General features: G+C 35.4%; 18 protein-coding genes and 1 riboswitch. Of the genes, 16 read left to right on the top strand and 2 right to left on the bottom strand.

Features of this window, described 5'->3' with window-relative positions; translation table 11 throughout:
- Positions 1-47: 47 nt before the first annotated feature.
- The 16 genes from A0O34_RS07565 to A0O34_RS07490 all read left to right on the top strand — a co-directional run bounded on the left by A0O34_RS07565 (position 48) and on the right by A0O34_RS07490 (position 21,061).
- A complete protein-coding gene (locus tag A0O34_RS07565; RefSeq protein ID WP_082891124.1) occupies positions 48-4,412 on the top strand; it encodes a CusA/CzcA family heavy metal efflux RND transporter in 4,365 nt (1,454 codons plus the stop codon).
- 1 nt (position 4,413) lies between these two features.
- Positions 4,414-5,637: an efflux RND transporter periplasmic adaptor subunit gene (locus A0O34_RS07560; RefSeq protein WP_066753285.1), complete on the top strand. Its 1,224-nt coding sequence runs from the start codon at positions 4,414-4,416 to the stop codon at positions 5,635-5,637.
- 12 nt (positions 5,638-5,649) lie between these two features.
- On the top strand, positions 5,650-6,069 hold the full coding sequence (locus A0O34_RS07555) for a Fur family transcriptional regulator (protein ID WP_066753282.1): 420 nt from the start codon (positions 5,650-5,652) through the stop codon (positions 6,067-6,069).
- Between the two features lie 45 nt (positions 6,070-6,114).
- Positions 6,115-8,067 carry a heavy metal translocating P-type ATPase gene (locus tag A0O34_RS07550; RefSeq protein WP_066753280.1) on the top strand — a complete coding sequence of 651 codons (1,953 nt, stop codon included), beginning with the start codon at positions 6,115-6,117 and terminating at the stop codon, positions 8,065-8,067.
- A 247-nt stretch (positions 8,068-8,314) separates the two neighbouring features.
- Complete coding sequence (locus tag A0O34_RS07545) at positions 8,315-8,677, top strand: hypothetical protein (RefSeq protein WP_066753279.1); 363 nt, start codon at positions 8,315-8,317, stop codon at positions 8,675-8,677.
- Positions 8,678-8,885: 208 nt separating this feature from the next.
- Positions 8,886-9,161: a YHS domain-containing protein gene (locus tag A0O34_RS07540; protein ID WP_066753277.1), complete on the top strand. Its 276-nt coding sequence runs from the start codon at positions 8,886-8,888 to the stop codon at positions 9,159-9,161.
- Positions 9,148-9,831 (top strand): SCO family protein, encoded by a 684-nt coding sequence (locus A0O34_RS07535; RefSeq protein ID WP_066753274.1) that lies wholly within the window; start codon positions 9,148-9,150, stop codon positions 9,829-9,831. The genes A0O34_RS07540 and A0O34_RS07535 overlap by 14 nt, the downstream gene beginning before the upstream one ends.
- Before the next feature lie 109 nt (positions 9,832-9,940).
- Positions 9,941-10,615 (top strand): superoxide dismutase, encoded by a 675-nt coding sequence (locus A0O34_RS07530; protein ID WP_066753271.1) that lies wholly within the window; start codon positions 9,941-9,943, stop codon positions 10,613-10,615.
- Between the two features lie 3 nt (positions 10,616-10,618).
- Positions 10,619-10,987: a hypothetical protein gene (locus A0O34_RS07525; protein ID WP_066753267.1), complete on the top strand. Its 369-nt coding sequence runs from the start codon at positions 10,619-10,621 to the stop codon at positions 10,985-10,987.
- Positions 10,988-11,167: 180 nt separating this feature from the next.
- Positions 11,168-11,995: an MbnP family protein gene (locus A0O34_RS07520; protein ID WP_066759570.1), complete on the top strand. Its 828-nt coding sequence runs from the start codon at positions 11,168-11,170 to the stop codon at positions 11,993-11,995.
- Complete coding sequence (locus A0O34_RS07515; RefSeq protein ID WP_066753264.1) at positions 11,988-13,031, top strand: cytochrome-c peroxidase; 1,044 nt, start codon at positions 11,988-11,990, stop codon at positions 13,029-13,031. The genes A0O34_RS07520 and A0O34_RS07515 overlap by 8 nt, the downstream gene beginning before the upstream one ends.
- Before the next feature lie 2 nt (positions 13,032-13,033).
- A complete protein-coding gene (locus tag A0O34_RS07510) occupies positions 13,034-13,975 on the top strand; it encodes a transporter (RefSeq protein WP_066753262.1) in 942 nt (313 codons plus the stop codon).
- 99 nt (positions 13,976-14,074) lie between these two features.
- A riboswitch (cobalamin riboswitch) is annotated at positions 14,075-14,260 on the top strand.
- Between the two features lie 166 nt (positions 14,261-14,426).
- A complete protein-coding gene (locus A0O34_RS07505) occupies positions 14,427-16,391 on the top strand; it encodes a TonB-dependent receptor (RefSeq protein WP_228394363.1) in 1,965 nt (654 codons plus the stop codon).
- The gene (locus A0O34_RS07500) at positions 16,388-17,521 is read left to right on the top strand and encodes a YncE family protein (protein ID WP_066753256.1); all 1,134 of its coding nucleotides are present in this window, start codon (positions 16,388-16,390) and stop codon (positions 17,519-17,521) included. Before A0O34_RS07505 ends, A0O34_RS07500 begins: the two co-directional genes overlap by 4 nt.
- Positions 17,522-17,536: 15 nt before the next feature.
- Positions 17,537-18,745, top strand: a complete 1,209-nt coding sequence (locus tag A0O34_RS07495) for a cell surface protein (RefSeq protein WP_066759568.1) — start codon at positions 17,537-17,539, stop codon at positions 18,743-18,745.
- Positions 18,746-18,781: 36 nt separating this feature from the next.
- Positions 18,782-21,061 carry a T9SS type A sorting domain-containing protein gene (locus A0O34_RS07490; protein WP_066753253.1) on the top strand — a complete coding sequence of 760 codons (2,280 nt, stop codon included), beginning with the start codon at positions 18,782-18,784 and terminating at the stop codon, positions 21,059-21,061.
- A gap of 102 nt (positions 21,062-21,163) precedes the next feature.
- On the opposite strand, the gene A0O34_RS07485 is transcribed toward A0O34_RS07490, so the two are convergent.
- Both A0O34_RS07485 and A0O34_RS07480 read right to left on the bottom strand, forming a co-directional pair.
- Positions 21,164-22,375: an MFS transporter gene (locus A0O34_RS07485; protein ID WP_066753250.1), complete on the bottom strand. Its 1,212-nt coding sequence runs from the start codon at positions 22,373-22,375 to the stop codon at positions 21,164-21,166.
- Positions 22,376-22,442: 67 nt separating this feature from the next.
- On the bottom strand, positions 22,443-23,102 hold the full coding sequence (locus A0O34_RS07480) for a FadR/GntR family transcriptional regulator (protein ID WP_066753248.1): 660 nt from the start codon (positions 23,100-23,102) through the stop codon (positions 22,443-22,445).
- Positions 23,103-23,538 lie beyond the last annotated feature (436 nt).

Raw genomic sequence — 23,538 nt, 5'->3', positions numbered from 1 at the left:
ATTAAGCAGCATTAAAAAACAGACAATCACAAATTAAATCTCAATTTGTGTTAGATAAAATAATAAAATTTAGTATCCAAAACAAAATCATTATTGGTATAATGACTTTGCTTTTGATCATTTGGGGAAGTTGGAGTGCCACCAGATTACCCATTGATGCCGTGCCGGATATTACCAATAATCAGGTTCAAATCATTACTGTTTGCCCTACGTTAGCAGGGCAGGAAGTAGAACAATTAGTCACTTTCCCCATTGAGCAAAGTATTGCAACGGTTCCGGATATAGAAGAAACCCGAAGTATTTCAAGATTCGGATTATCGGTGATTACGGTTGTATTTAAAGATAAAGTAGACATCTATTTTGCCCGTCAATTAATCAACGAAAGATTAAAGCAGGCGGAAGAAAATATCCCCAAAGGAATAGGAACTCCCGAATTGGCACCTGTGAGTACGGGTTTGGGAGAAGTCTATCAATATATTTTACATCCTAAAAAAGGAAGTGAAAAAAAATACAATGCGAAAGATCTGCGTACGATGCAGGATTGGATTGTTTCCCGACAATTATACGGAACAGAAGGTGTTGCTGAGGTCAATAGTTTTGGGGGCGAGCTGAAACAATATGAAGTGGCGGTAAATCCCAATCGACTAAAAGCAATGGGAGTAAGCGTTTCCGATATTTTCACAGCCCTTGAAAAAAACAATCAAAATACGGGCGGAGCTTATATTGATAAAAAGCCGAATGCCTATTTTATTCGTGGAATTGGTTTGGCAACTTCTATTGAAGATGTTAAAAATATTGCGGTAAAAAATACAGGGAATATTCCTGTTTTTATTAAAGATGTCGCAGATGTTCGATTTGGGCATGCAACGCGCTATGGAGCGATGACGTATAACGGACAAACAGATGCCGTTGGTGGAGTAGTGATGATGTTGAAAGGAGCGAATAGTAATGATGTTGTGAATAGAATTAAAGAAAAAATTCCGACCATTCAGAAATCGTTGCCGGGAGATATTGTGATCGAACCATTTTTAGACAGAACAGATTTGGTAGATAGAGCGATAAGTACAGTTGAAAAGAATTTAATTGAAGGAGCACTGATTGTCATTTTTGTTTTAGTTGTATTTCTGGGCAATTTCAGAGCAGGATTAATTGTGGCTTCAGCAATTCCTTTGTCTTTATTATTTGCTTTGGGAATGATGAATGTTTTCGGAGTAAGTGCCAATTTAATGAGTTTGGGAGCGATCGATTTTGGATTGATTGTAGACGGAGCGGTCATTATTGTTGAAGCTACTTTGCATCATTTAGGATTAAGGAAATCGGTTCAGAGATTAACGCAAAGCGAAATGGATGAAGAAGTTTTTCTATCGGCCTCAAAAATCCGTGGAAGTGCTGCTTTTGGAGAAATTATCATCCTGATTGTATATATTCCGATTCTTACGTTGGTAGGAATTGAAGGCAAAATGTTCTCACCAATGGCCAAAACAGTAGGTTTTGCAATTTTGGGAGCATTGATTCTTTCACTGACTTATATTCCGATGATGTGCGCACTTTTCCTTTCGAAGAAAACATCTCACAAAGAAAATTTTTCGGATAAAATGATGAATTGGTTGCAAAAGATTTATCAACCTTTATTACAGAAAGCCATTAAAATTAAATATGTAATTGTTGGGCTTACTGTTGTTTTATTCTCAATCTCAGTATTGATTTTTAGCAGAATGGGTGGGGAGTTTATTCCACAGTTGCAGGAAGGAGATTTTGCCTTTCATTGTATTTTACCACAGGGAAGTTCATTAAGCCAAAGTATCGAAACTTCCATGCAGGCTTCCCGAATTATTAAACAATTTGATGAGGTGAAAATGGTCGTCGGAAAAACAGGTTCTGCTGAGGTTCCTACAGATCCGATGCCACCGGAAGCTACCGATTTAATCATTGTATTGAAACCTCAAAAAGAATGGAAATCCAAAAAATCATACACTGAATTATCAGATGAAATTACAGAAAAGCTGGAAGTAATTCCCGGAGTTTTCTTTGAAGCTAATCAGCCGATTCAAATGCGTTTTAATGAATTGATGACAGGAATCCGACAAGATGTTGCAGTAAAGATCTTTGGTGAAAATATGGATACACTTTCCATTTATGCCGATAAAGTAAGTAAAGTCATTCAAAATGTTGAGGGAGCAACTTCTCCGCAGGTTGAAAGAGTGGGTGGACTTCCACAAATCAATGTAACGTACGACAGAACGAGAATTGCCAATTATGGATTGAATGTTGAAGATGTCAACAACGTTTTAAGTACAGCATTTGCAGGTAAAACTGCCGGTCAGATCTTTGAAAATGAAAGACGTTTTAATTTGGTGGTAAGATTAGACAGCCTGTATCGAACAGATATTGATGATGTGAGTAATTTAATGGTTCCAACCAATACCGGAACTCAGGTTCCATTATCTCAGGTGGCGAATATCGAATATAAATTGGGACCCGCACAAATCAGCCGCGAAGCTGGGAAACGTAGAATTGTCATTGGTTTTAATGTCAAAGGAAGAGATGTAGAAAGCGTTGTGAAAGATATTCAGGGAAAACTCACAAAAGAGGTAAAACTTCCATCAGGATATTATTTCACATATGGAGGTCAGTTTGAAAACTTAAAAGAAGCAAGTCAACGACTGATGATTGCCGTTCCGGTATCACTTCTCTTGATCTTTATGTTGCTGTATTTTACATTTCATTCTTTCAAACAGGCAACTTTGATATTTACGGCGATTCCGATGAGTGCGATCGGTGGTGTTTTTGCTCTTTTGTTAAGAGGTATGCCTTTCAGTATCAGTGCAGGAATTGGTTTTATCGCATTATTCGGAGTGGCAGTTCTTAACGGAATTGTGTTGATCGGAACATTTAATCAATTAGAAAAAGATGGCGTTACCGACGTGTTTAAAAGAGTCATTGAAGGAACGAAAACCAGATTAAGACCTGTTTTAATGACAGCAACGGTAGCTTCTTTCGGATTTTTACCGATGGCAATAAGTACAAGCGCGGGAGCAGAAGTTCAGAAACCTTTAGCAACGGTTGTTATCGGAGGATTACTCTCTGCAACTTTCCTTACTTTGTTTGTATTGCCCATGTTGTATATTATTTTTAATTCTAAAATTAATATTAAAGATAAATTGCTAAAAAAGCCTTTAACAGTAATCATTTTAATAGGAACTTTATTGTTAGGTCAAAATTTGAAAGCCCAAAGTTCAAGAGAAATTTCTTTGAATCAGGCGATAGAATTGTTACAGGAAAATAACCCTTCCATAAAAGCCAAGGATCTAAGTGTTCAGTCTTCTGAGGCATTGAAGCCAACCGCAAAAGAAATTCCTAAATTGGATTTCAGTGCACAACTCGGACAATACAACAGTCCGAAATTTGACCAGTCTTTTTCTATTTCTCAAACGATTCCGTTTCCCACTTTGTTTAAAGCCAGAAAGGAATTAATTCAGGAAGAAATTAAAACCAAGAAGATTGAAAAACAGGTTACCGAAAATGAATTGATCAAACAGGTTAGATCTTATTTTTATCAGATTGAATATTTGCAGTACAATCAATCAAAATTGCAGTATCTCGATAGTTTGTATGGCGATTTTATCAGAATTGCAACGGTGAGATTTAAAGCAGGAGATATTAAGAAAATAGAAATCAACACCGCGGAAACACAAAAAGGAGAGATCAATCTTTTGTTTCAGCAGAATAAGGTATATCTGAATAATGCCTATAAAAATTTAAAGACCTTATTAAATACAGATGAAGATATTTCCATTTCGGATTCTCAAAAATATGAACCTTTAAAAGTTGAATATCTTTTAGACAATGCAACAGTGGAAAATCACCCGTCGATCCAGATTTTTAAACAGAATATGGAAGTGCTGGAAAAGAATAAAAATGTTGAAAAGGCGCAGGGATTACCAGATTTCAGTATTGGATATACCAATCAGTCGTTGATAGGTTTCCATACTTTAAATGGACAGGAAAAATATTATGGGTCTGAGAATAGATTCAATGCAGTGACCGTTGGAGTGGCTATTCCATTGACTTTCGGTGCTACAAAAGCAAGAATAAAATCGTTGGATTACCAAAAGCAGATGGAAGAAAAGAACGCGAAGTTCCAACAGCAACAGCTAGATACTCAACTAAAAAATTCGTTCAGCCAATATCAGCAAGATCTTCAACAGTATCAATATTATACAGATCAGGCGGTTCCTAATGCGAAAAGTATTGTAAAAGCCGCTCAGTTAGGCTATAAAACAGGAGAGATTTCTTATGTAGAATATTTGTTTGCGCTTCAGACAGCAACCAATATCGAACTGAAATATTTGCAATCTATTCAGCAGGTAAATCAAACTGTTGTCAACATTAATTCTTTAATCAACAAATAAAATGAAATTCAAATTTAATATCATCATACTTATTCTTCTGTCATTATTTCTAACGAGTTGTGGGAAATCTGAAAAAGCAGAAGAACCAAAAGAAAAAACTGAAGAACATTCAGAACATGAAAGTTCGGAGTTTGCAGAACTAACGCAAGAGCAAATGAATGCGGTGGGGATTTCGTTAGGACAAATTGAAATGAAGGAGCTTACTTCTGTCGTTAAAGCCAACGGAGGATTGAGTGTTCCCAATAATAATAAAGCCAGTGCAACTTCTTTATATGGAGGCGTCATTAAGACATTGAATGTTCAGGTGGGAGATTTTGTGAAAAAAGGGCAGGTAATTGCTACGATTGCCAATCCTGAGTTCATTCAATTGCAGGAAGATTATTTAACAACAGGAAGCAGGATCACTTTTGCAGAACAGGAATACAGAAGACAAAGAGAACTTTTTGATAACGATGCCGGAGCGAAAAAAAATCTACAAAATGCAGATGCAGAGTTAAAAACATTAAGAACAAAAAGAGCTTCTTTGCAAAGACAGATTCAGATGATGGGAATCAGTCCAGGAAATGTTTCCAACCAAAATTTAAGAACCGGACTTGCTGTTACAGCGCCAATTAGCGGGACAATCAGTAATATTTTATTACAGATCGGAAGTTATATTAATGTTTCATCGCCTGTTGCAGAAATTGTTGATAACAGTTCTTTGCATCTCGATTTACAGGTTTTTGAAAAAGATTTACCATCGATAAAAGTAGGGCAGAAAATTCATTTTACATTAACCAATAACCCGGTGGAAGAATATGACGCTGAGGTCTACAGCATTGGGACAGCTTTTGAAAATCAAAGTAAAACAATTCCAATTCATTGTAAAGTAAAAGGAAATAAAAACGGTTTGATTGATGGAATGAATGCCACCGCAGTGATAAGTTTAGATAATAAATTAATGCCTGCGGTTCCTAATACGGCCATTACAAGTGCTGACGGGAAAGACTATATTTTTCTTGTCAATGATAAAAAGACCGAAGATCATAAAGATGAAAAATCTCAGGAGAAACACAATGAAAAAACCGTTAACTTTGAGAGAATAGAAGTGGTAAAAGGAACTTCAGAAATGGGTTATGCAGCCATTACACCTGTGAAATCTATTCCGGAAGGAACAAAAATCGCAACAAAAGGAGCGTTTTTTATTAATGCTAAGCTCACAAATTCTGGAGAACACGAACATTAATTTTCAAATATTATGAAAAAAGACATTGAAAATAAATTAATAGATAAAAATACCAAACCTACAAGCATGAGGATTTTGGTGTATGATTTTTTGAGTTCTCAGGAAGCAGCTTTGTCATTGTCAGAAATTGAAAATTATTTTGATAATGCCGACCGAACCACAATTTATCGAACATTAAAAACTTTTGAGGAAAAAGGAATTGTGCACAGCATACAGGAAAATACCACGACAAAATATAAAATTTGTCACGATGGATGTGATGAAAGTACGCATAAAGACTGGCATCTTCATTTCTATTGTAAGATCTGTAAGCAGACTACCTGTAAAGAAGATATTTCCTTTCCTGAGAATGTTCAGACGAATTTCAGGATTGATGAGATCAGGCTTTTCGCCAAAGGAATCTGTGAAAACTGTCTGGAAAGTTTGCAATAGTATTGCATTAAGTTTAGACCTAATTTTGATTAAAATTATTCAGTTATGGAAGAATGTTGCAGTACAAAACCCAAAAAAGAGCATAATCATAGTCATGAAGGTCACGACCATGACCATTCTCATGATACAGGAGATCAATCTACGTTTCAGATGTTCCTTCCTGCGATCATCTCTTTTTCTTTATTATTAATAGGAATCGTTTTAGATAATTATATTAAAACCAGTTGGTTCACAGGCTGGGTTCGCTTAGTTTGGTACCTGATTGCCTATATTCCTGTCGGACTTCCTGTGTTAAAAGAAGCGTATGAAAGCATCACTAAAGGCGATGTGTTTTCAGAGTTTTTCTTAATGGGAATCGCAACGGTAGGAGCTTTTGCCATTGGAGAATATCCCGAAGGTGTTACCGTGATGCTTTTCTATTCTGTAGGCGAAGTTTTTCAGGCGATGGCAGTAACCAGAGCAAAAAGCAATATCAAATCTTTACTCGATCAACGTCCCGATGAGGTTACCATTTTGAAAGATGGAAAACCTGAAATTGTAAAAGCAGAAAAGGTAAATATTGGAGAAATCATTCAGTTGAAATCTGGTGAAAAACTAGGATTAGACGGTGAATTGCTTTCAGAGAAAGCCTCATTTAATACTTCCGCGCTTACCGGAGAAAGTAAACCGGATACCAAAATAAAAGGCGAAACGGTATTAGCGGGAATGATCAATCTCAATACGGTGAGCCAGGTAAAAGTAACAACGGCGTATAAAGATAGTAAACTGAGCAAAATTTTGGAGATGGTTCAAAATGCAACAGCCCAAAAAGCTCCGACCGAATTATTTATCAGAAAATTTGCCAAAGTGTATACGCCCATTGTCGTGTTTTTGGCAATCGGAATTACGTTGTTACCTTACTTTTTTGTAGCTGATTATCAGTTTAGAGATTGGTTGTACAGAGCATTAGTATTCTTGGTAATCTCTTGTCCGTGTGCTTTGGTAATCTCCATTCCATTAGGATATTTTGGTGGAATTGGAGCGGGCAGTCGAAACGGAATTTTATTTAAAGGAAGTAACTTTTTAGATGTTCTGGCGAATGTTCAAAATGTGGTGATGGATAAAACCGGAACCATGACGGAAGGTGTTTTCAAAGTTCAGGAAGTTGATTTTAAAACTGAATTTAATAAAGATGAGATCCTAAAATTTGTCAATGCCTTAGAAAGTAAAAGTTCTCATCCTGTTGCTACGGCGATTCATGATTTTGTAGGAGAGATTGATCATTCTATTCAATTAGAAAATGTGGAAGAAATTGCGGGCCATGGCTTAAAAGCAACGATCAACGGGAAAGATTTATTGGGGGGAAACTTTAAGTTATTGGATAAGTTCAATATCAAATATGACATCCAACCTGAAAATATTGTCTACACATTGATTGCCATTGCTTACGATAAACAATTTGTAGGTTATCTTACGATTGCAGATTCCATTAAAGCGGATGCTCAATTAACGATCAATAAATTAAAAGCTTTGAATGTACAAACCACCATGTTGAGTGGAGACAAAACTTCAGTGGTTAAATTTGTGGCCGATCAATTGGGGATTCAAAATGCTTTTGGAGATTTACTTCCCGAAGATAAGGTGAATAAAGTAAAAGAGATTAAAGCGAGAAATCAAACTGTAGCCTTTGTGGGCGATGGCGTAAATGATGCACCAGTTGTTGCTTTAAGCGATGTAGGAATCGCAATGGGTGGATTGGGAAGTGATGCTACTATTGAAACGGCAGACGTCGTAATCCAGGATGATATGCCGAGTAAAATCCCAATGGCGATCAATATTGGAAAGCAAACGAAGAAAATCGTATGGCAGAATATCATTCTTGCATTTGCAGTAAAAGCGGTTGTTTTAGTATTGGGAGCTGGAGGTTTAGCCACCATGTGGGAAGCCGTTTTTGCCGATGTTGGTGTAGCTTTACTCGCTATTCTAAATGCTGTTAGAATTCAGAAAATGAAATTTTAAAATTTTTTGAATAATATATTTTCACGTAAAAAATCCTTGTCAAGGTTTTAAACCTTGACAAGGATCACTAAAAAGAATCTGAGTCATCTGCAAAATCCGCGAGAACCAAAAACAAAGCTCCGTTAAATTTTTAACGGAGCTTTGTTACAACAATTAACGATTCACCATCAACCAAAAAAATGACTTTCATCATAAATCAATCATAAAAACAAATTTCAGTAGTATATTTGTAGAACAGAATTGATCATTGAAGTTTTTCATTTCCATATTTGTTATTTTCACCATTGCATTACGACCTGTTTTGCCATTGATTAATTATGCGGTAAACTATGATTACATTGTAAAAAATCTTTGTGAAAACAGAAACGTTCCTCAATCCACCTGTAAAGGAAAATGCTATGTTGAAAAGGAATTAGCAAAGACAGAAAAACAATCCAATAGTTCTCAAAATATTAAAATTGCGGGATTAGATGTTTTCTTATCCAACGAAATATATTCATTTTCAAATAAAAACCTGTCAGATATTTTAATAAAAAATCCTGATTCGGATTATCATAATTTCCATATCTCAGAATATTCTTCCCGAATATTTCGTCCTCCTTTAGTTTAATTTTTTTTTAAACTGAATTCTTAGTTGAATTTAATATTGAAATAAACTTAGCTATCAATTGCTGAGTGTAACGCCCTTGCGAACGTTAAGTGTGAAGTTTATAAAAACCTTGCGAACTTTGCGTTTAAAATAATTTCAATATTAAATTTAGTTTAAAAAATCAACCAATTTCATTCAATACTAACATTAATTTCAATTTTAAATTAAAATGAAATCAAAAATTATTTTAACAGCATTATTGTCTGTTTCATTAATGGCTTGTGCTCAGGAAACACCCAAAGTAAAGCATAAAAAGAGTACCACTTCTTCAAAATCAAATACAACAAAAGTAAAATTTGCCAACGTTGAAGACCCGATTTGCCACATGCCAACAGAAGCAAATATGAAAGATACGGCAGTCTATAAAAATAAAACGTACGGTTTTTGCAGTGCTTACTGTAAAGACGAGTTCAAAAAAAATCCAGAGAAGTATGTCCAAAAATAATAAGACCAATAAAAGTGCAAAGCGCAAAGTAATTATTCCGCTTGCTGTTATTGCTTTACTTTTCTTGGGAATCGGGATAGGAATGAGTTATTTTAAAAAGAGCCTTTACACGGTAATGAAGGTTCCTTATTTTGAACTGACCGATCAAAACAACAAGAAAATTACGAATAAAGATATGCTTGGAAAAGTATATTTGGTAGAATTTTTCTTCAGCAGATGTCCGACAATTTGCCCTGTGATGAACAGCAATATGAGAGCAATCGAAGATGAGATCAATAATCCTGATTTTGGAATCATTTCCATAAGTATAGATCCGGAAAATGATACTCCGGAATTGTTGAAACAGCATGCAAAAAGAATTGGAGTAAAATCTCCTAACTGGCATTTCTTAACAGGAAATAGAGATTATATAGGAAAAGTTGCAGATCAGTTCGATATTTATGTAGGTGATAAAGAAGATGAAAGTGAAAATCTCAACCACAGCGGAATGATTGCTCTCGTAGACCAAGAAGGAAATATTCGATGCAGATACAATAAGGATAATATGCCGATTTTATATTATTCTGGTTTAAATTATGAAGATGCAGAAGGGAAGGCCCCAAAATTGACGGGTAAATACCACCCCGACAGAGAAATTTTGATCGAGGATATTAAGAAATTATTGAAGTAAAGGCTGGAAGCCAGATGCAGGAAGAGGGAATTTATTAAAAGCATAGTAGTAAACTTCCAGCCTCCATCTCCCAACTTCCAGCTAAATATAAACCATAAAACAAAACGTTATGAAGATTATGAAAATAGCTGCTCTAAGTGCAGTTTTTGCGGCGCAGTTTGCGTTTGGACAATTTAAGCAGACGCCTTTACCGTATGCTTACAATGCATTGGAAGGTTCTATTGATGCTCAAACAATGGAGATCCATTATTCAAAACATGCAGCAGCATATGTTGCTAATTTGAATAAAGCAATTGCAGGAACTCCACAGGAAAAACAAACCTTATTTCAGATTCTTTCTCAGGTTTCTAAATCTACTCCTGCTGTAAGAAATAATGCAGGTGGACATTACAACCACGAGCTTTTCTGGACAATGCTTACTCCGGAAAAAAATACACAGCCTTCAGCAAAATTAGCGAAAGCAATTACTGAAAGCTTCGGAAGTATGGATGCTTTCAAAGAAAAAATTGGTAAAGCTGGAGCAGATCGTTTTGGTTCGGGTTGGGCTTGGCTTTCTGTTGATAAAAACGGAAAATTATTCGTTTCTTCAACGCCAAATCAGGATAATCCTTTGATGGATGTTGTGGAGGAAAAAGGAACTCCAATTTTAGGAATTGATGTTTGGGAGCATGCTTATTATTTGAAATATCAAAACAAAAGAGCAGATTATCTTGCAGCAATCTGGAATGTACTCAACTGGAAATCAGTGAGCCAAAGATATGAAGATGCAGTAAGCAAAAAATAATTCATGAACTTAATTTGCAGCATATTTCTCACGTTATTTGTGGTATTCAGGCCTCTGGTACCATTGGTGGAGTATGCTGTAAATTATGATTATATCGCGAATGTTTTATGTATCAACAAAAGCAAACCCGAGCTTCACTGTAACGGAAAATGTTACCTGAGCAAAGAACTTGCAAAAACAAATGATGCCGATTCTTCGCCCTTAAACAAAACAAAAAATTCAGGACAGAAATTATTGGATATTTACATTCTTCCTGACATTGCAGAAATCCAAAACACAGAGAAAATTTCTCTCTTTAATTTCAAATTTTCGTACAAAGCAGACTATTCTTTTCTGTTTTTACCCTCTATTTTCAGACCACCGGTTTTTTAGTTTATAATTTTAACTTTTTGGGCGATCCCCTTTCCCTGGCTTTTCCAGCCGCTTGGGTCGGGCTGTCCGCTCATATCTTTTTTTAGATCCTTCCTTACGTCAGAATCAAAAAAAAGGATAACCGCTTCCATCCCTATCGCGATGGGCGTAACAACATATTATATCACTAAAAAATCAACAATGAAAATTTATAAATTTTTATCATTATTCTGTATTGCCATTATTGTATTCACTTTAACCTCTTGTCGAAATAATGACGAGGATGATTCAACCAATGAAACACCAGGAAATCTTCAGATAAAATTTGAAAACGGGTTTAATAATCTGGGAGATATTGTTTTAAATCAAACGACGCAAACTTCTTCACAAGGACAAAAACATCAGTTTTCTGCGCTAAAATATGTGGTGAGTAACATCAGTTTATTCGATGAAACCGGAAACGAGTTCAAATACAATGAAAATAATCCTGATAAAGGTGCTTTTATCGTGGATCAAGCAGATGCCGTGGCGGGAATTATTTACCTTAACTTAAATGGAATTCCAAAAAACAATTATAAAAAAATAAAATTCGGATTGGGAATTAGTCAAAATGCTTATCTGCTAGGACAAGGCGGACAGGCGGAATTCTGGAATAAAGCCAAGCAAAAAGGCATGTCGTGGTCTTGGGCAGCAGGTTATGTTTTTGTAAAACTGGAAGGTAAATATGGAACAAGTTCTCCTACTACAGAATTTATGAATCACACAGGAAACATGGGAAATACAACAGCAAATAATACCCCAGATCTTTACCGAGAAGTTACGTTGAATCTTCCGACTACAGCAAGAGTTACGAGTACAATTACACCTTCCATTCACATTTTGGCAGATCTTAATCAGTATTTGAGTGGTGAAACTCCGCTTACTTTGACGTCTACGAATGACATGATGATGGGTGCAAGTCAACACTTGGTTAATGTAACCAATAACTTAACGAAGATGTTTAAAGTAGACCACGTTCACAATGATTAAAATAATAAAAACGGGATTGATTCTTTTTTCTTTTCTAAGCGTGATATCGTGTTCTGATGAGATGATAAAACCGCTGGAAAAAGACGAAGCTTACAATTTAGAGTTTCCTTCCTATTTTTCTGAAATGACTTTCGATCAATCTGGAAATCCGATTACCAAAAATGGAGTAGAGTTGGGAAGAAAATTATTCTATGAAGGCAAGCTTTCACGAAATAATACCATCTCATGTGGCTTCTGTCATATTCAGGAAAATGCATTTACCCATCACGGTCATACCGTAAGTCATGGTGTTGATGATCGAATTGGAATCAGAAACGCTCCACCGATTCAAAACATGGCATTTCTAAAACGATATATGTGGGACGGAGTGATTCATAACCTCAATGAACAGCCGATAATTCCGATAACCAATGAAGATGAAATGGATAGTTCGATGCCTGAGGTTATTTCAAAATTAAGCGCAGATTCTAAGTATAAAAAACTTTTCAAATCAGCGTATGGCGATGAAGGTATCACAGGGGAAAGAGTGTTGAAAGCATTGTCACAATTTATGGCGACAATGATCTCTGCAGATTCGAAATATGATAGATTTAAACAGGGAAAAGAAAATTTTACTTCAGAAGAAACTCAGGGAATGAATTTATTTCAGCAGAAATGTGCTTCCTGTCACAGTGGAGCATTATTTACCGATGAAAGTTTTAGAAATACAGGAATGTATTATAATATGCAGTTTAAAGATGCGGGACGATATCGCGTAACGCTTGATCAAAATGATTGGATGAAATTCCGCGTTCCAAGTTTAAGAAATATTGAATATACTGCACCTTATATGCATGACGGGAGATTTTACACCTTAAATGCAGTACTTAATTTCTATTCAGATAATGTGGAAGATCAACCCAATCTTGATCCTCAATTAAAACAAAACGGACACATCGGAATTGCAATGAACGATCAGGAGAAGATTTTTATTATTGCCTTTCTGAAAACATTGTCTGATAAAAACTTTATTTCAAATCCAAAATTTGCTGAGTAAACATGAAAAGAATAATTTTAATAATAAGCTTGATTTTATGTAATTTATTTCAGGCTAAAGAAATCGCAGACAGTCTTTATATTCCCACTGATTTTCATGCAATCGTTTTTGATGATTGTGATGCATGTGGATGTGCTGCAGGGAATGGTTCGTCTGGTTTTGAGTCTTTATTGAATCCACAATTTATCGGAATTAAATATTTCGCACAGCATTATAAAGCAAAAGAAAATCTATTTGTAAAGGATTTAACGCAGGATCAATATTTCAATACCATTCAGCTTTGGGGAAAGATTCCTTTAACTAAAAAGCTAAGTGTGTATGCGAGTTTGCCATTTCATTTTCATGAAAAGAAAACAATGCAGGGTGATATTAAAATCAATGGAATTGGAGATTTGAATTTGATGGGAATCTATCAGTTAATCAATTCAAAAGATAATATTCATCAATTAAATGGAGGAGTTGGAGTGAAAGTTCCCTTAGGAAAGTTCGATGAAAAAGGAATCACAGGCGTTAATCCAAGTTTTCAGCTGGGAACTGGAAGCTGGGATTATCAGATGGTTTTGAATTATAAATTTCAGAAAAATAAAGTTGCTGTTCTTTTAAATACTGATTATACCATTAAAACAGAGAACAAAAAGCATTATGATTTTGGAAACCAATGGAATTATTCAGCCACCGGATTCTATCAACTTATCACCAATGAAAAAGTTATTTTTTCAGGAAAAGTAGGAATGCAGGGAGAAGTATATGATCGAAATAAGCAGTTTCGTGAAGATTTACCCAATACCGCAGGAAGTGCTTTATACGGAAAATTGGGTTTTGAAGCCTCTTATAAGAAATTTAGTTTGGGAAGTGAAGTGATGCTTCCCGCTTATTCTAATTTAGCAGGAGGAGATATTGAAGCAAAATCCCGATTGAGTATTTTTATCAACTTTGGAATTTAACATAATTATTTACATCCCGTTAAAATTTTAACGGGATGTTTTTGTTATTTAATTGAAATTCATTTGATTAAGTCATGTATTGTATCTGCCGATAATTTTCTATCTTTGCCGAAATCTGGTGAGCCCTAAAAAGCGCTTAAAAGGGAATTCGGTGTAAATCCGAAACAGACCCGCTGCTGTAAGCTCCACAAAAAAGTTTTTGAAAATTATATCCACTGTTTTTTTAATGGGAAGGATTTCAAAAATGGAGTAAGTCAGAAGACCTGCCAGAAGATTTAACGTTTGACGCTTTCGTGGAATAAAGCTTAGGACAACAATGATTTTGTGCAGTTATCGCTGTGCTTTTCATTGCTGCTTTCTTATATCCATTAGCGTTATTATTTTCAAAGAGCTAATGGTATCAAAATTTACTTCTGGATGTTATAAAGTTATTATCACAATTTTTGTGCTAATGGCTCAATTATATATTTCTCAAACCAGAAAAGACAGTATAAAAGAGAAATCGATCAAGGCTGTCAATATTTACAAAAAGAATTTTAAAGAAATTCTTCCTGCGCAAAAACTTTCAGGAGAACAATTGGAAAGACTGAATAGCCAGTCGGTTGCTGATGCATTGCGATATTTTTCCGGAGTTCAGATTAAAGATTATGGTGGAATTGGCGGAATGAAAACCATCAATATCCGAAGTTTGGGAAGTCAGCATGTAGGTGTTTTCTATGATGGAATTCAATTGGGAAATGCACAAAATGGCTTAGTAGATCTGGGTCGATTTTCGTTAGATGATATTGAGGAAATTTCACTGTATAACGGACAAAAAAGCGAAATTTTTCAACCTGCAAAAGACTTTGGATCGTCAGGTTCAATTTATCTTCAGCCTAAAACGCCAAGTTTTAAAGGGAATCAGAAAACAAATTTCGTTATAAGATTAAAAAATAGTTCTATCGATCTTTTTAATCCGTCATTTCGTTTAGAACAGAAAATTTCGGATAGGGTTTCTGCAAGTTTTAGTTCAGAATTTATGCAGAGTGACGGTGTTTATAAATATAGATACTCGAGGAAATATCCTGATGGAGCCATTGCTTATGATACGATTTTTAAAAGAGTTGATTCTGATATCAAAGCAAAGCGTTTTGAAACCAGTGTTAACGGAACTTTAAATAACGGAAACTGGAATGTAAGAGGTTATGGCTATTTGTCAAACCGAGGAATTCCCGGAGCTATTGTAAACAACCGTTTTGATGCGAGAGGACAAAGAATGGTTGATGAAAATTATTTCGTTCAGGCTAATTTTAGAAAAAAGATCTTTCCAAAATTTGAAACACAGTTCAAAGCTAAATTTGCTTACGATTATACTAAATATGTAGATACGGTTTCTTCAATTAAGATTCAGAACCAATATATTCAGAAGGAGTTATATCTTTCTTCGTCGAATCTGTATTCTATTACCCCGAATTGGGATGTGAGTGCCAGTGTAGACTTTCAATATAATACGCTGGATGCTGATTTGAGGCAGTTTTCTTATCCTACCCGTTATACTTCGCTTGTAGCTTTTGCGACGACTTATCAATGGAACAGATTCAAATTTTTAGGAAGTGTTTTGGGAACTTTTGTCCATGAAAAAGTAGAGCTTAATACCAAAGCTCCCGACAAAACAGAATGGACTCCGGCCGCATTTTTAAGCTATCAGCCTTTTGATTCTAAAGATTTTACGGTACGAGGTTTTTATAAACGTATTTTCAGGATGCCTACTTTCAATGATCTGTATTACACTTTAATCGGAAGCTCTTCTTTAAGACCCGAATTTACGGAGCAATACGATCTTGGTTTTACCTATCAAAAATTTTACGATAATAATAACTTCTTTAAAGGTTTCTATGTAAAAGTAGACGGATATTTCAATCAGGTGAAGGATAAAATTATTGCTTCTCCTAATGGAAGTATGTTCCGATGGACGATGCAGAATCTTGATTATGTTGAGATTTTGGGTGCAGATGTCAATATTCAGGCAGAATTGCAGGTCGGAAAAGTAAAAATCAAACCATTATTAAGCTATACTTATCAAAGTGCAAGAGATTTTTCCGACAGGGAAGAGTCTTTCTTTGGAGATCAGATCCCGTACACACCTTGGCACAGCGGAACATTTACTTTAATGGCTGATTATAAGGATTGGGCTTTCAATTACAGTTTCATTTATGTAGGAGAGCGTTACGACATCAATCAGAACAATATTGCGGTTAATCATATACAGCCTTGGTATACACACGATTTATCGATACAGAAAAAATTCAATTGGAAATCTCATCAGTTTAAAGCAAGTTTTGAAGTGAATAATGTGCTGAACCAATACTACGAAGTTGTCTTAAGTTACCCGATGCCGGGAAGATTTTTTAAACTTATTCTAAGTTATACATTATGAAAAAATTAAACTTTTCTCTGCTGTTGTTTGTATTTGTCTTTCTGGTTTCATGCCGTACAGACGAATATATTATCCCTGAAGAGCGGGAAAATTTGGCTCAGCCGGAAAATACTGCGATCAAAGGTTTTTATCTTTTGAATGAAGGAAATATGGGAACCAACAAAGCCACGCTAGATTTCTTTGATTATACAACAGGAACTTACCGCAGGAATATTTACGGAGAGATCAATCCTACAGTCATAAAGGAGTTGGGAGATGTTGGAAATGATATTCAGATCTATGGCGGTAAAATGTATGCAGTCATCAATGTTTCCAATAAAATTGAGGTGCTGGATGCAAAAACGGCAAAGCGTATCAAAACCATTCAATTAGAAAACTGTAGATATATAACTTTTAAAAACGGAAAAGCCTACGCGTCAAGCTATGCAGGACCTGTTTCCCTTGATCCGAATGCACCTTTGGGTAAAGTAGCAGAGATCGATACGGTTTCTCTTTCCATTCAACGAGAAGTGACGGTTGGATATCAGCCGGAAGAAATGGAAATTATAGGAAATCAACTTTTTGTAGCCAATTCCGGAGGGTATAAATATCCAAATTATGACAGAACCGTTTCTGTGGTTGATCTTTCTACATTTAAAGAAATCAAGAAAATAGATGTTGCGATTAATCTTCATCACATCAAAAAAGATAATTACGGCGATTTGTATGTGACTTCAAGAGGTGATTATTATACAATTCCGTCGAGTTTGTATTTAGTTGATCCTGTCACGGGAACGGTGAAGAAAGATTTTCATATCGGAATAAGTGAAATGACGATCGTTAATGACAAACTTTATTATTACGGAAACGAATTCAATTACAACACGCATACCTACAAGAAATCTTTCGGAATTATTGATGTTAAAACAGAGCAGATCATTTCCAATAAAGTGATCGATCAGGAATATGTTGACTTGATCAAAACACCTTACGGAATTGCCGTAAACCCAATCACAGAAGATATATACATTACAGACGCAAGAAATTATGTTTCCACAGGATTTGTGTATTGTTTCGACAAAAACGGACACTTCAAATGGAAAACCGAAGGCGGAAATATCCCCGCACATTTCACTTTTTTATATAAATAAATGAACCCCAAAAATATGGAAAGAAATATTTTTAAAATTTTAAAAACCACATTCTTTGCTTTTCTTCTTATAGGAATTATAGGTTGTAAAAGTGACAGTGATGAAGAGGTAAATAATGATAATTCTTCTTTTGAAGGGTTGAAGGAAAACTATACGATTGATCGTTTCAAAGTTTTAAACATTACCCCGAAATTAAACGGAAAACTAACATGGAGTATCAATGATTCTATTATTTCTGAAAATTCTGAATTGGATTTTATCAGTCCTGTTGTAAAAACATATCCTTTAAAATTAAAAGTTGAAAACAACGGAACGGTAAAAACATACACTTCTTCAATCTCTGTAAACCATGAAGCGGGAACTTACAGCAAATATATTTCTAATGTATTTGATTTCCGTCCGGCTGTAGGGCAGTTTATCAATGAAATTCCTGAATATCTCTCAGGAAATACAACAAACGATATGATCCAAAAAGCCAAAGAATCTTTAGTTGGAGGAAACTCTACAATGGTTACGCTTGGAGGTTACGGAGGTTATGTTGTCTTTGGTTTTGATCATACAATTCCGAATATGAATGGAAGAGATTTTAAAGTTCTTGGAAATGCTTTCTTCGGAAATGAAGCCAATCAGCCTCGTTCTGGATCTTGCGAACCCGGAATTATCATGGTTGCCTACGACAGAAACAAAAACGGAAAACCCGATGACAACGAATGGTACGAAATCGCCGGAAGCGAATATTTTAAAAATACAACGGCTAAAAACTATAGCATCACTTATTTTAAACCCAACGAAAGCAAGCCACCTGTTCCCGGAACTGAATTTTGGCAGACTGATGTTGAGTACATTAAATGGCAGGACACTCTTGGGAATGTAGGATTTAAAACAAGAAACACCTTCCATGCACAAAGTTATTATCCTTTGTGGATTAATGATACCTCTTACAGTTTTACAGGAACCAGACTTCAGGGTAATTTTTACGATCAAAGTGGAACAGGAGCTTATTGGGTAGGGAAGTCTTATGATTATGGCTATGCAGATAATGCTCCGAATAATGATGAAGCATCCAATATCGATATTTCCTGGGCGGTTGATCAAAACGGAAATTATGTAAAACTTCCGGGGGTAGATTTTGTGAAAGTGTACACAGGAACCAATCAGGAAGCAGGCTGGCTTGGAGAAGTTTCTACGGAGGTTGGCGGAGCTTACGATTTACATTTAAATTAAAAAAAAATAACAATAAAATATTTAAACTCATTAAAAATGAAAAAGTTTTATCTTTTAACGATACTTTTTCTGTTTGCATTTTTTACTAATGCGCAGATTAAAGTACAGGGAGTGCCTCGAAATGATATTCAGCAGAATATTACAACTCAAAATCAGACAAACAATACGACTTTAACGTTTGCTGATGTTCAATATTGGGTAGGAACAGGTTCTAATCAGGCCGCTTTTGTGGTACAATGGAACGATAGCAAAAATCCTGATGCCTTAGTTTGGGGTTTTAAATGGGACGGAAATGCTACAGGTGAAGATATGTTGAAAGCGATTGCAAAAGCAGATCACAGATTCTATACTTTGCTGTATCAGGGAACTCAGTTCGGTTCGGCAATCGGCGGACTTGGTTTTGATCTAAATGGGGCAAACACAAACGCTCTTTACAAAAACGGAAACGTTACTTATCCTTACTATCCTGTAGATGGGATTGTAAACACTACAGCTTACGATTTTGATGATTATACTGCTGCGGATGCTGCAGATCACTGGTCTTCAGGATGGACAACCAACGGATATTGGTCATATTGGGTGAAAGATCCTACAGATGCAGATTTCGGATACTCAGGCGTTGGAGCTTCAACCCGTGCTTTAGTAAACGGATCTTGGGATGTCTGGAATTTTAATGCAGGATTCTCAGATTTTCCTATTTCTTCAACAATGACTGCGGTTTCACCTTATATTTCTTCAACTAATTTCACCAACGGATATTTTATCGTGAATGAAGAATGGTTCGGTCACACGAATGGTTCTGTAAACTTTGTTGATAACAATGGAAACGTTAATTACCGTGTGTACAGCAATGCGAATAACAATCAGGCTTTTGGTGCAACGACTCAGTACGGAACAATTTACGGGGATAAATTTTACTTCATCTCAAAACAGGCTGCTGACGGTGGAGATACTCAATACACACCTGGAGGAAGATTAGTTGTTGCAAATGCTTCAACAATGCAGAAAATTGCTGGATTTAATAATATCGGTGGAGGAGACGGAAGATCTTTTGTTGGTGTCAACGAGCACAAAGGATATATCGGAGCTTCAAACGGAATTTATACATTTGATATTGATAATTTATCGGTTGGAAGTTTAATTCCTACAACCGGAGGAGGAAGCCAATATGCAGGACAGATCGGAAATATGATCCGTACTTCACAATATGTTTTTGCAGTAAAACAGGCTGCAGGAATTTTAGTGATCAATCCTAATACAGATACGGTTGTGGCTACCATTGCAGGGTCTTTCCATTCTATTGTTCAGGCTAAAGACGGAAGTATTTGGACTGTTCAGGATCAGAAAGTGGTAAATATCAACCCTGTGACTTTTGCAAAAATAGAATACGCAATCCCGACAACAAAATATATCGGAGCTTGGGGAGCTTGGAATGCAGGAAGCTTTACAGCAAGTAATCAGCAAAATGCTTTATATTGGATCAATTCTATCAACAGTTTCGCTTCAGGAACTCAGATCGTGAAATTTGATGTTAATACAAAAACTTTTAACGAAAATTTTGCAGCAATTCCGGGACAAACAGGAACTTACAAACAGATTCCTTACGGAGCTGCTTTGCGTGTAAATCCTGTTACAGACGAGATTATTTTAAATACTACAGAAAGCGGTTATGGTGCTCATTACCAGAAAAACTGGATTCATACATTTAATAATACAGGAACTTTAACCAACACAAAAATATTAAACGATTACTATTGGTTCCCTGCGATTACGGTTTTCCCTGATACTACGAACCCTGTGGTGAGCAATACGTTCCCTTCTCAGGTTTCTGTGAACGGAACATCTACAATTGATTTAAAAACGGTAATTTCTGATGGTGATAACTTGGCTGTGGCTATTGTTAAATCTATCAAATCAAACAGTAATACGGCTGTAGTTTCTGCAGTGATCAATGCTAATGAAGAGTTGGTTCTTACACCACAAGGTTCGGGAACGGCTGATATTGTGTTAAGTTTTAATTCAAATGGTAAAGTTGTTGAAAAAACACTTACCGTGAATGCTACTAATTCTACTTTGGCGACTGCTGAGGTTAAGAAGCTTCAATTCGGTATCTATCCAAACCCAACAACAGATGTTTTGAATATTAAAACTCAGGATAAAATTACCAATGCTGTGATCTTTGATCTTTCAGGTAAGATGATCAATGCACAGATCAATAATGGACAAATCAATGTAAGTTCTCTTACAAAAGGAATGTACATCTTGAAAGTAGTAACTGATAAAGCAGTTTATCAACAGAAATTTATTAAGAACTAATTACAGTTCGGAAAGAATTTTATTTTTAATAATTAGATAACGAAACCCTTTACTATTGTAGTAAAGGGTTTTTTATTGTTGAAATTTAAATTAATTTAAAACTTATTTACTTTTCTTCGTTCCCTGAATATTTGGTAAAAGAGCAGTAATAATACCCATCAAAGGTAAAAATGCACAGATCTTAAATACATATTCAATACTTGTATCATCAGCTACTGCACCTAAAACGGCAGAACCAATTCCGCCCATTCCAAACATAAATCCGAAGAATAATCCGGCAACTAAACCAATTTTATCAGGCATAAGATCTGTTGCGTATACCAAAATGGCAGAAAATGCTGAAGCAATAATCAATCCGATGATAACGGCAAATGCAATCGTCCAAACCAAAGAAAGATAGGGAAGACAAAGCGTAAAAGGAGCAGCACCTAAAATTGAGATCCAGATAATTTTCTTTCTTCCGTATTTATCACCTAATTTTCCGCCTAAAATAGTTCCGACTGCAACTGCTGCAAGAAACATAAATAGATATAATTGAGAATCCTTTACAGAAATATGAAATTTATCGATCAGGAAGAAGGTAAAATAATTCGTCATTGAAGCGAGATAAATGTATTTTGAAAATACCAAAGCCAATAAAATACTCACGGAAAAGATTACTTTTTTTCTTGATAACTGAATATTAACAACCAAGTCCTTATGTTTTGCTGTTTTTTTGAATGCTAATCTTTCAGCATACCAGTTTCCGATTCTCCATAAAAGAATAATTCCGATAAAAGCGGCGATGGCAAATAATCCAACGTATCCCTGACCTAAAGGGAGTATGATAAGTGCGACTAACAAAGGCCCAATCGCACTTCCGGAATTACCACCTACCTGAAAAATAGATTGAGCAAGTCCTTTTTGTCCACCGGAAGCGAGTTGTGCAACCCTTGAAGCTTCTGGATGAAATATAGATGAACCCATTCCGATCAAAGCAACTGAAATTAGAATGACATAATACTGATGAGCTGATGCCAAAAGTAAAAGCCCTGCCATTGATAATCCCATTCCGATGGCTAAAGATCTAGGATTTGGCTTTTTATCGGTATAAATTCCTACAAATGGCTGTAAAATGGAAGCTGTAAGCTGAAATACCAAGGTAATAATACCAATTTGCGAAAATGATAAGCTAAACTCGCCTTTCAGGATTGGGTATAATGATGGGATGGTAGATTGGATCAGGTCATTCAAAAAATGCGAAAAACTGATCATAAATAAGATTGGATAAACAATTTTGTTAGTGTCAATTGTTTTAGTCTGTATGTTATCCATATTGTAGTGATTTTAAATTCATCTTGTCATCTGATGAATTTTGTTATAATTTTAATGATTAATTTTATTAGTAATATAATTTTTCGACAATTTTTTGAGCAATAAGAGCGGCTCTCTCTGGATCTTTACTTTCTATGCTGTTGTAAAGTTCCGTATGTATGTTCTGTGAGATCTTAAAAGAATGGGTATTATTGTTATGATTGGTTTCGAAACTTCTAAGAATATTCTTACTCGCAATTTTATAAATGTCCATTAACAGTGTATTTCCACAAGCTTCAGCAATCGCGACATGGAAGTTAATATCTGCTAGATAACATTCTTGTGCTTTATTTTCTTCAGCCAATTGCTCTCTAAGATCTAAGTAAGCTTTAATTGCTTTTAATTCTTTCTCAGTATGATTGATGGCTGCCTTTGCTGCAATTTTTGAATCTAGCAGAGATCTTACTTCAAGAACTTCTTCAATTTCTGCTTTACTCATTTGAATATCCAATGATTCCTGAATGTTTTTAGAAACTACAAATGTTCCCACACCCTGTTGTACACTCAATACACCTTTAATCGATAGAATTTTTATCGCCTCACGAATGCTCGATCTTCCTACACCATAGATTTTCATAAGCTCAGGTTCGATCGGTAATTTTTCACCGACAGGATATTCTTCATTAAGAATACCTTCGATCAATCTTTCCGCTACTTCTTGAGCTAATGTTTTTCTTTGAATTTGCATAACATATACATCTTATCATCTGATGATTGCAAAGGTAAGCATTTTTATAATTATGACAGAATAAATTATGTAAAGAATAGGTTTTAGATATAAAAGCAAAAAAAGAGACTTTAAAAATAAAGTCTCTTTTGTAGCCCGTAGGGGAATACCACCTATCGAGTAATATGCTTATTATCAGTGATTTACAAAATTCTGTTTTGTTAACTCATCGAATTACTCATTCGATTCTGATATCTTATTTTGTTAGCTGCAATTGCTGGTGCAAATATAGGAGAAATCCCTGATTCATGCAACAAAATTCAAGGTAATTTTTGTAATTATTTCTCTTAATTTGATTATCAAATAGTTATAGCTACAGCTTGTAAAAACAATGTTGATTAGACTGGTAAAAAAAACTAATTGTAGAAAATCTTCCTTGATACATTGAGTTAATTTC

It is taken from the genome of Chryseobacterium glaciei (assembly GCF_001648155.1).
Taxonomy (GTDB): domain Bacteria; phylum Bacteroidota; class Bacteroidia; order Flavobacteriales; family Weeksellaceae; genus Chryseobacterium; species Chryseobacterium glaciei.
This window is presented reverse-complemented; position numbering and strand designations above follow the sequence as displayed.

Bases quoted from the DNA above. Each gene is read 5' to 3' on its own strand.
- A0O34_RS07560 (WP_066753285.1), top strand. From the start codon at position 4,414: ATGAAATTCAAATTTAATATCATCATACTTATTCTTCTGTCATTATTT.
- A0O34_RS07555 (WP_066753282.1), top strand. From the start codon at position 5,650: ATGAAAAAAGACATTGAAAATAAATTAATAGATAAAAATACCAAACCT.
- A0O34_RS07550 (WP_066753280.1), top strand. From the start codon at position 6,115: ATGGAAGAATGTTGCAGTACAAAACCCAAAAAAGAGCATAATCATAGT.
- A0O34_RS07540 (WP_066753277.1), top strand. From the start codon at position 8,886: ATGAAATCAAAAATTATTTTAACAGCATTATTGTCTGTTTCATTAATG.
- A0O34_RS07535 (WP_066753274.1), top strand. From the start codon at position 9,148: ATGTCCAAAAATAATAAGACCAATAAAAGTGCAAAGCGCAAAGTAATT.
- A0O34_RS07530 (WP_066753271.1), top strand. From the start codon at position 9,941: ATGAAGATTATGAAAATAGCTGCTCTAAGTGCAGTTTTTGCGGCGCAG.
- A0O34_RS07525 (WP_066753267.1), top strand. From the start codon at position 10,619: ATGAACTTAATTTGCAGCATATTTCTCACGTTATTTGTGGTATTCAGG.
- A0O34_RS07520 (WP_066759570.1), top strand. From the start codon at position 11,168: ATGAAAATTTATAAATTTTTATCATTATTCTGTATTGCCATTATTGTA.
- A0O34_RS07515 (WP_066753264.1), top strand. From the start codon at position 11,988: ATGATTAAAATAATAAAAACGGGATTGATTCTTTTTTCTTTTCTAAGC.
- A0O34_RS07510 (WP_066753262.1), top strand. From the start codon at position 13,034: ATGAAAAGAATAATTTTAATAATAAGCTTGATTTTATGTAATTTATTT.
- A0O34_RS07505 (WP_228394363.1), top strand. From the start codon at position 14,427: ATGGCTCAATTATATATTTCTCAAACCAGAAAAGACAGTATAAAAGAG.
- A0O34_RS07500 (WP_066753256.1), top strand. From the start codon at position 16,388: ATGAAAAAATTAAACTTTTCTCTGCTGTTGTTTGTATTTGTCTTTCTG.
- A0O34_RS07495 (WP_066759568.1), top strand. From the start codon at position 17,537: ATGGAAAGAAATATTTTTAAAATTTTAAAAACCACATTCTTTGCTTTT.
- A0O34_RS07490 (WP_066753253.1), top strand. From the start codon at position 18,782: ATGAAAAAGTTTTATCTTTTAACGATACTTTTTCTGTTTGCATTTTTT.
- A0O34_RS07485 (WP_066753250.1), bottom strand. From the start codon at position 22,375: ATGGATAACATACAGACTAAAACAATTGACACTAACAAAATTGTTTAT.
- A0O34_RS07480 (WP_066753248.1), bottom strand. From the start codon at position 23,102: ATGCAAATTCAAAGAAAAACATTAGCTCAAGAAGTAGCGGAAAGATTG.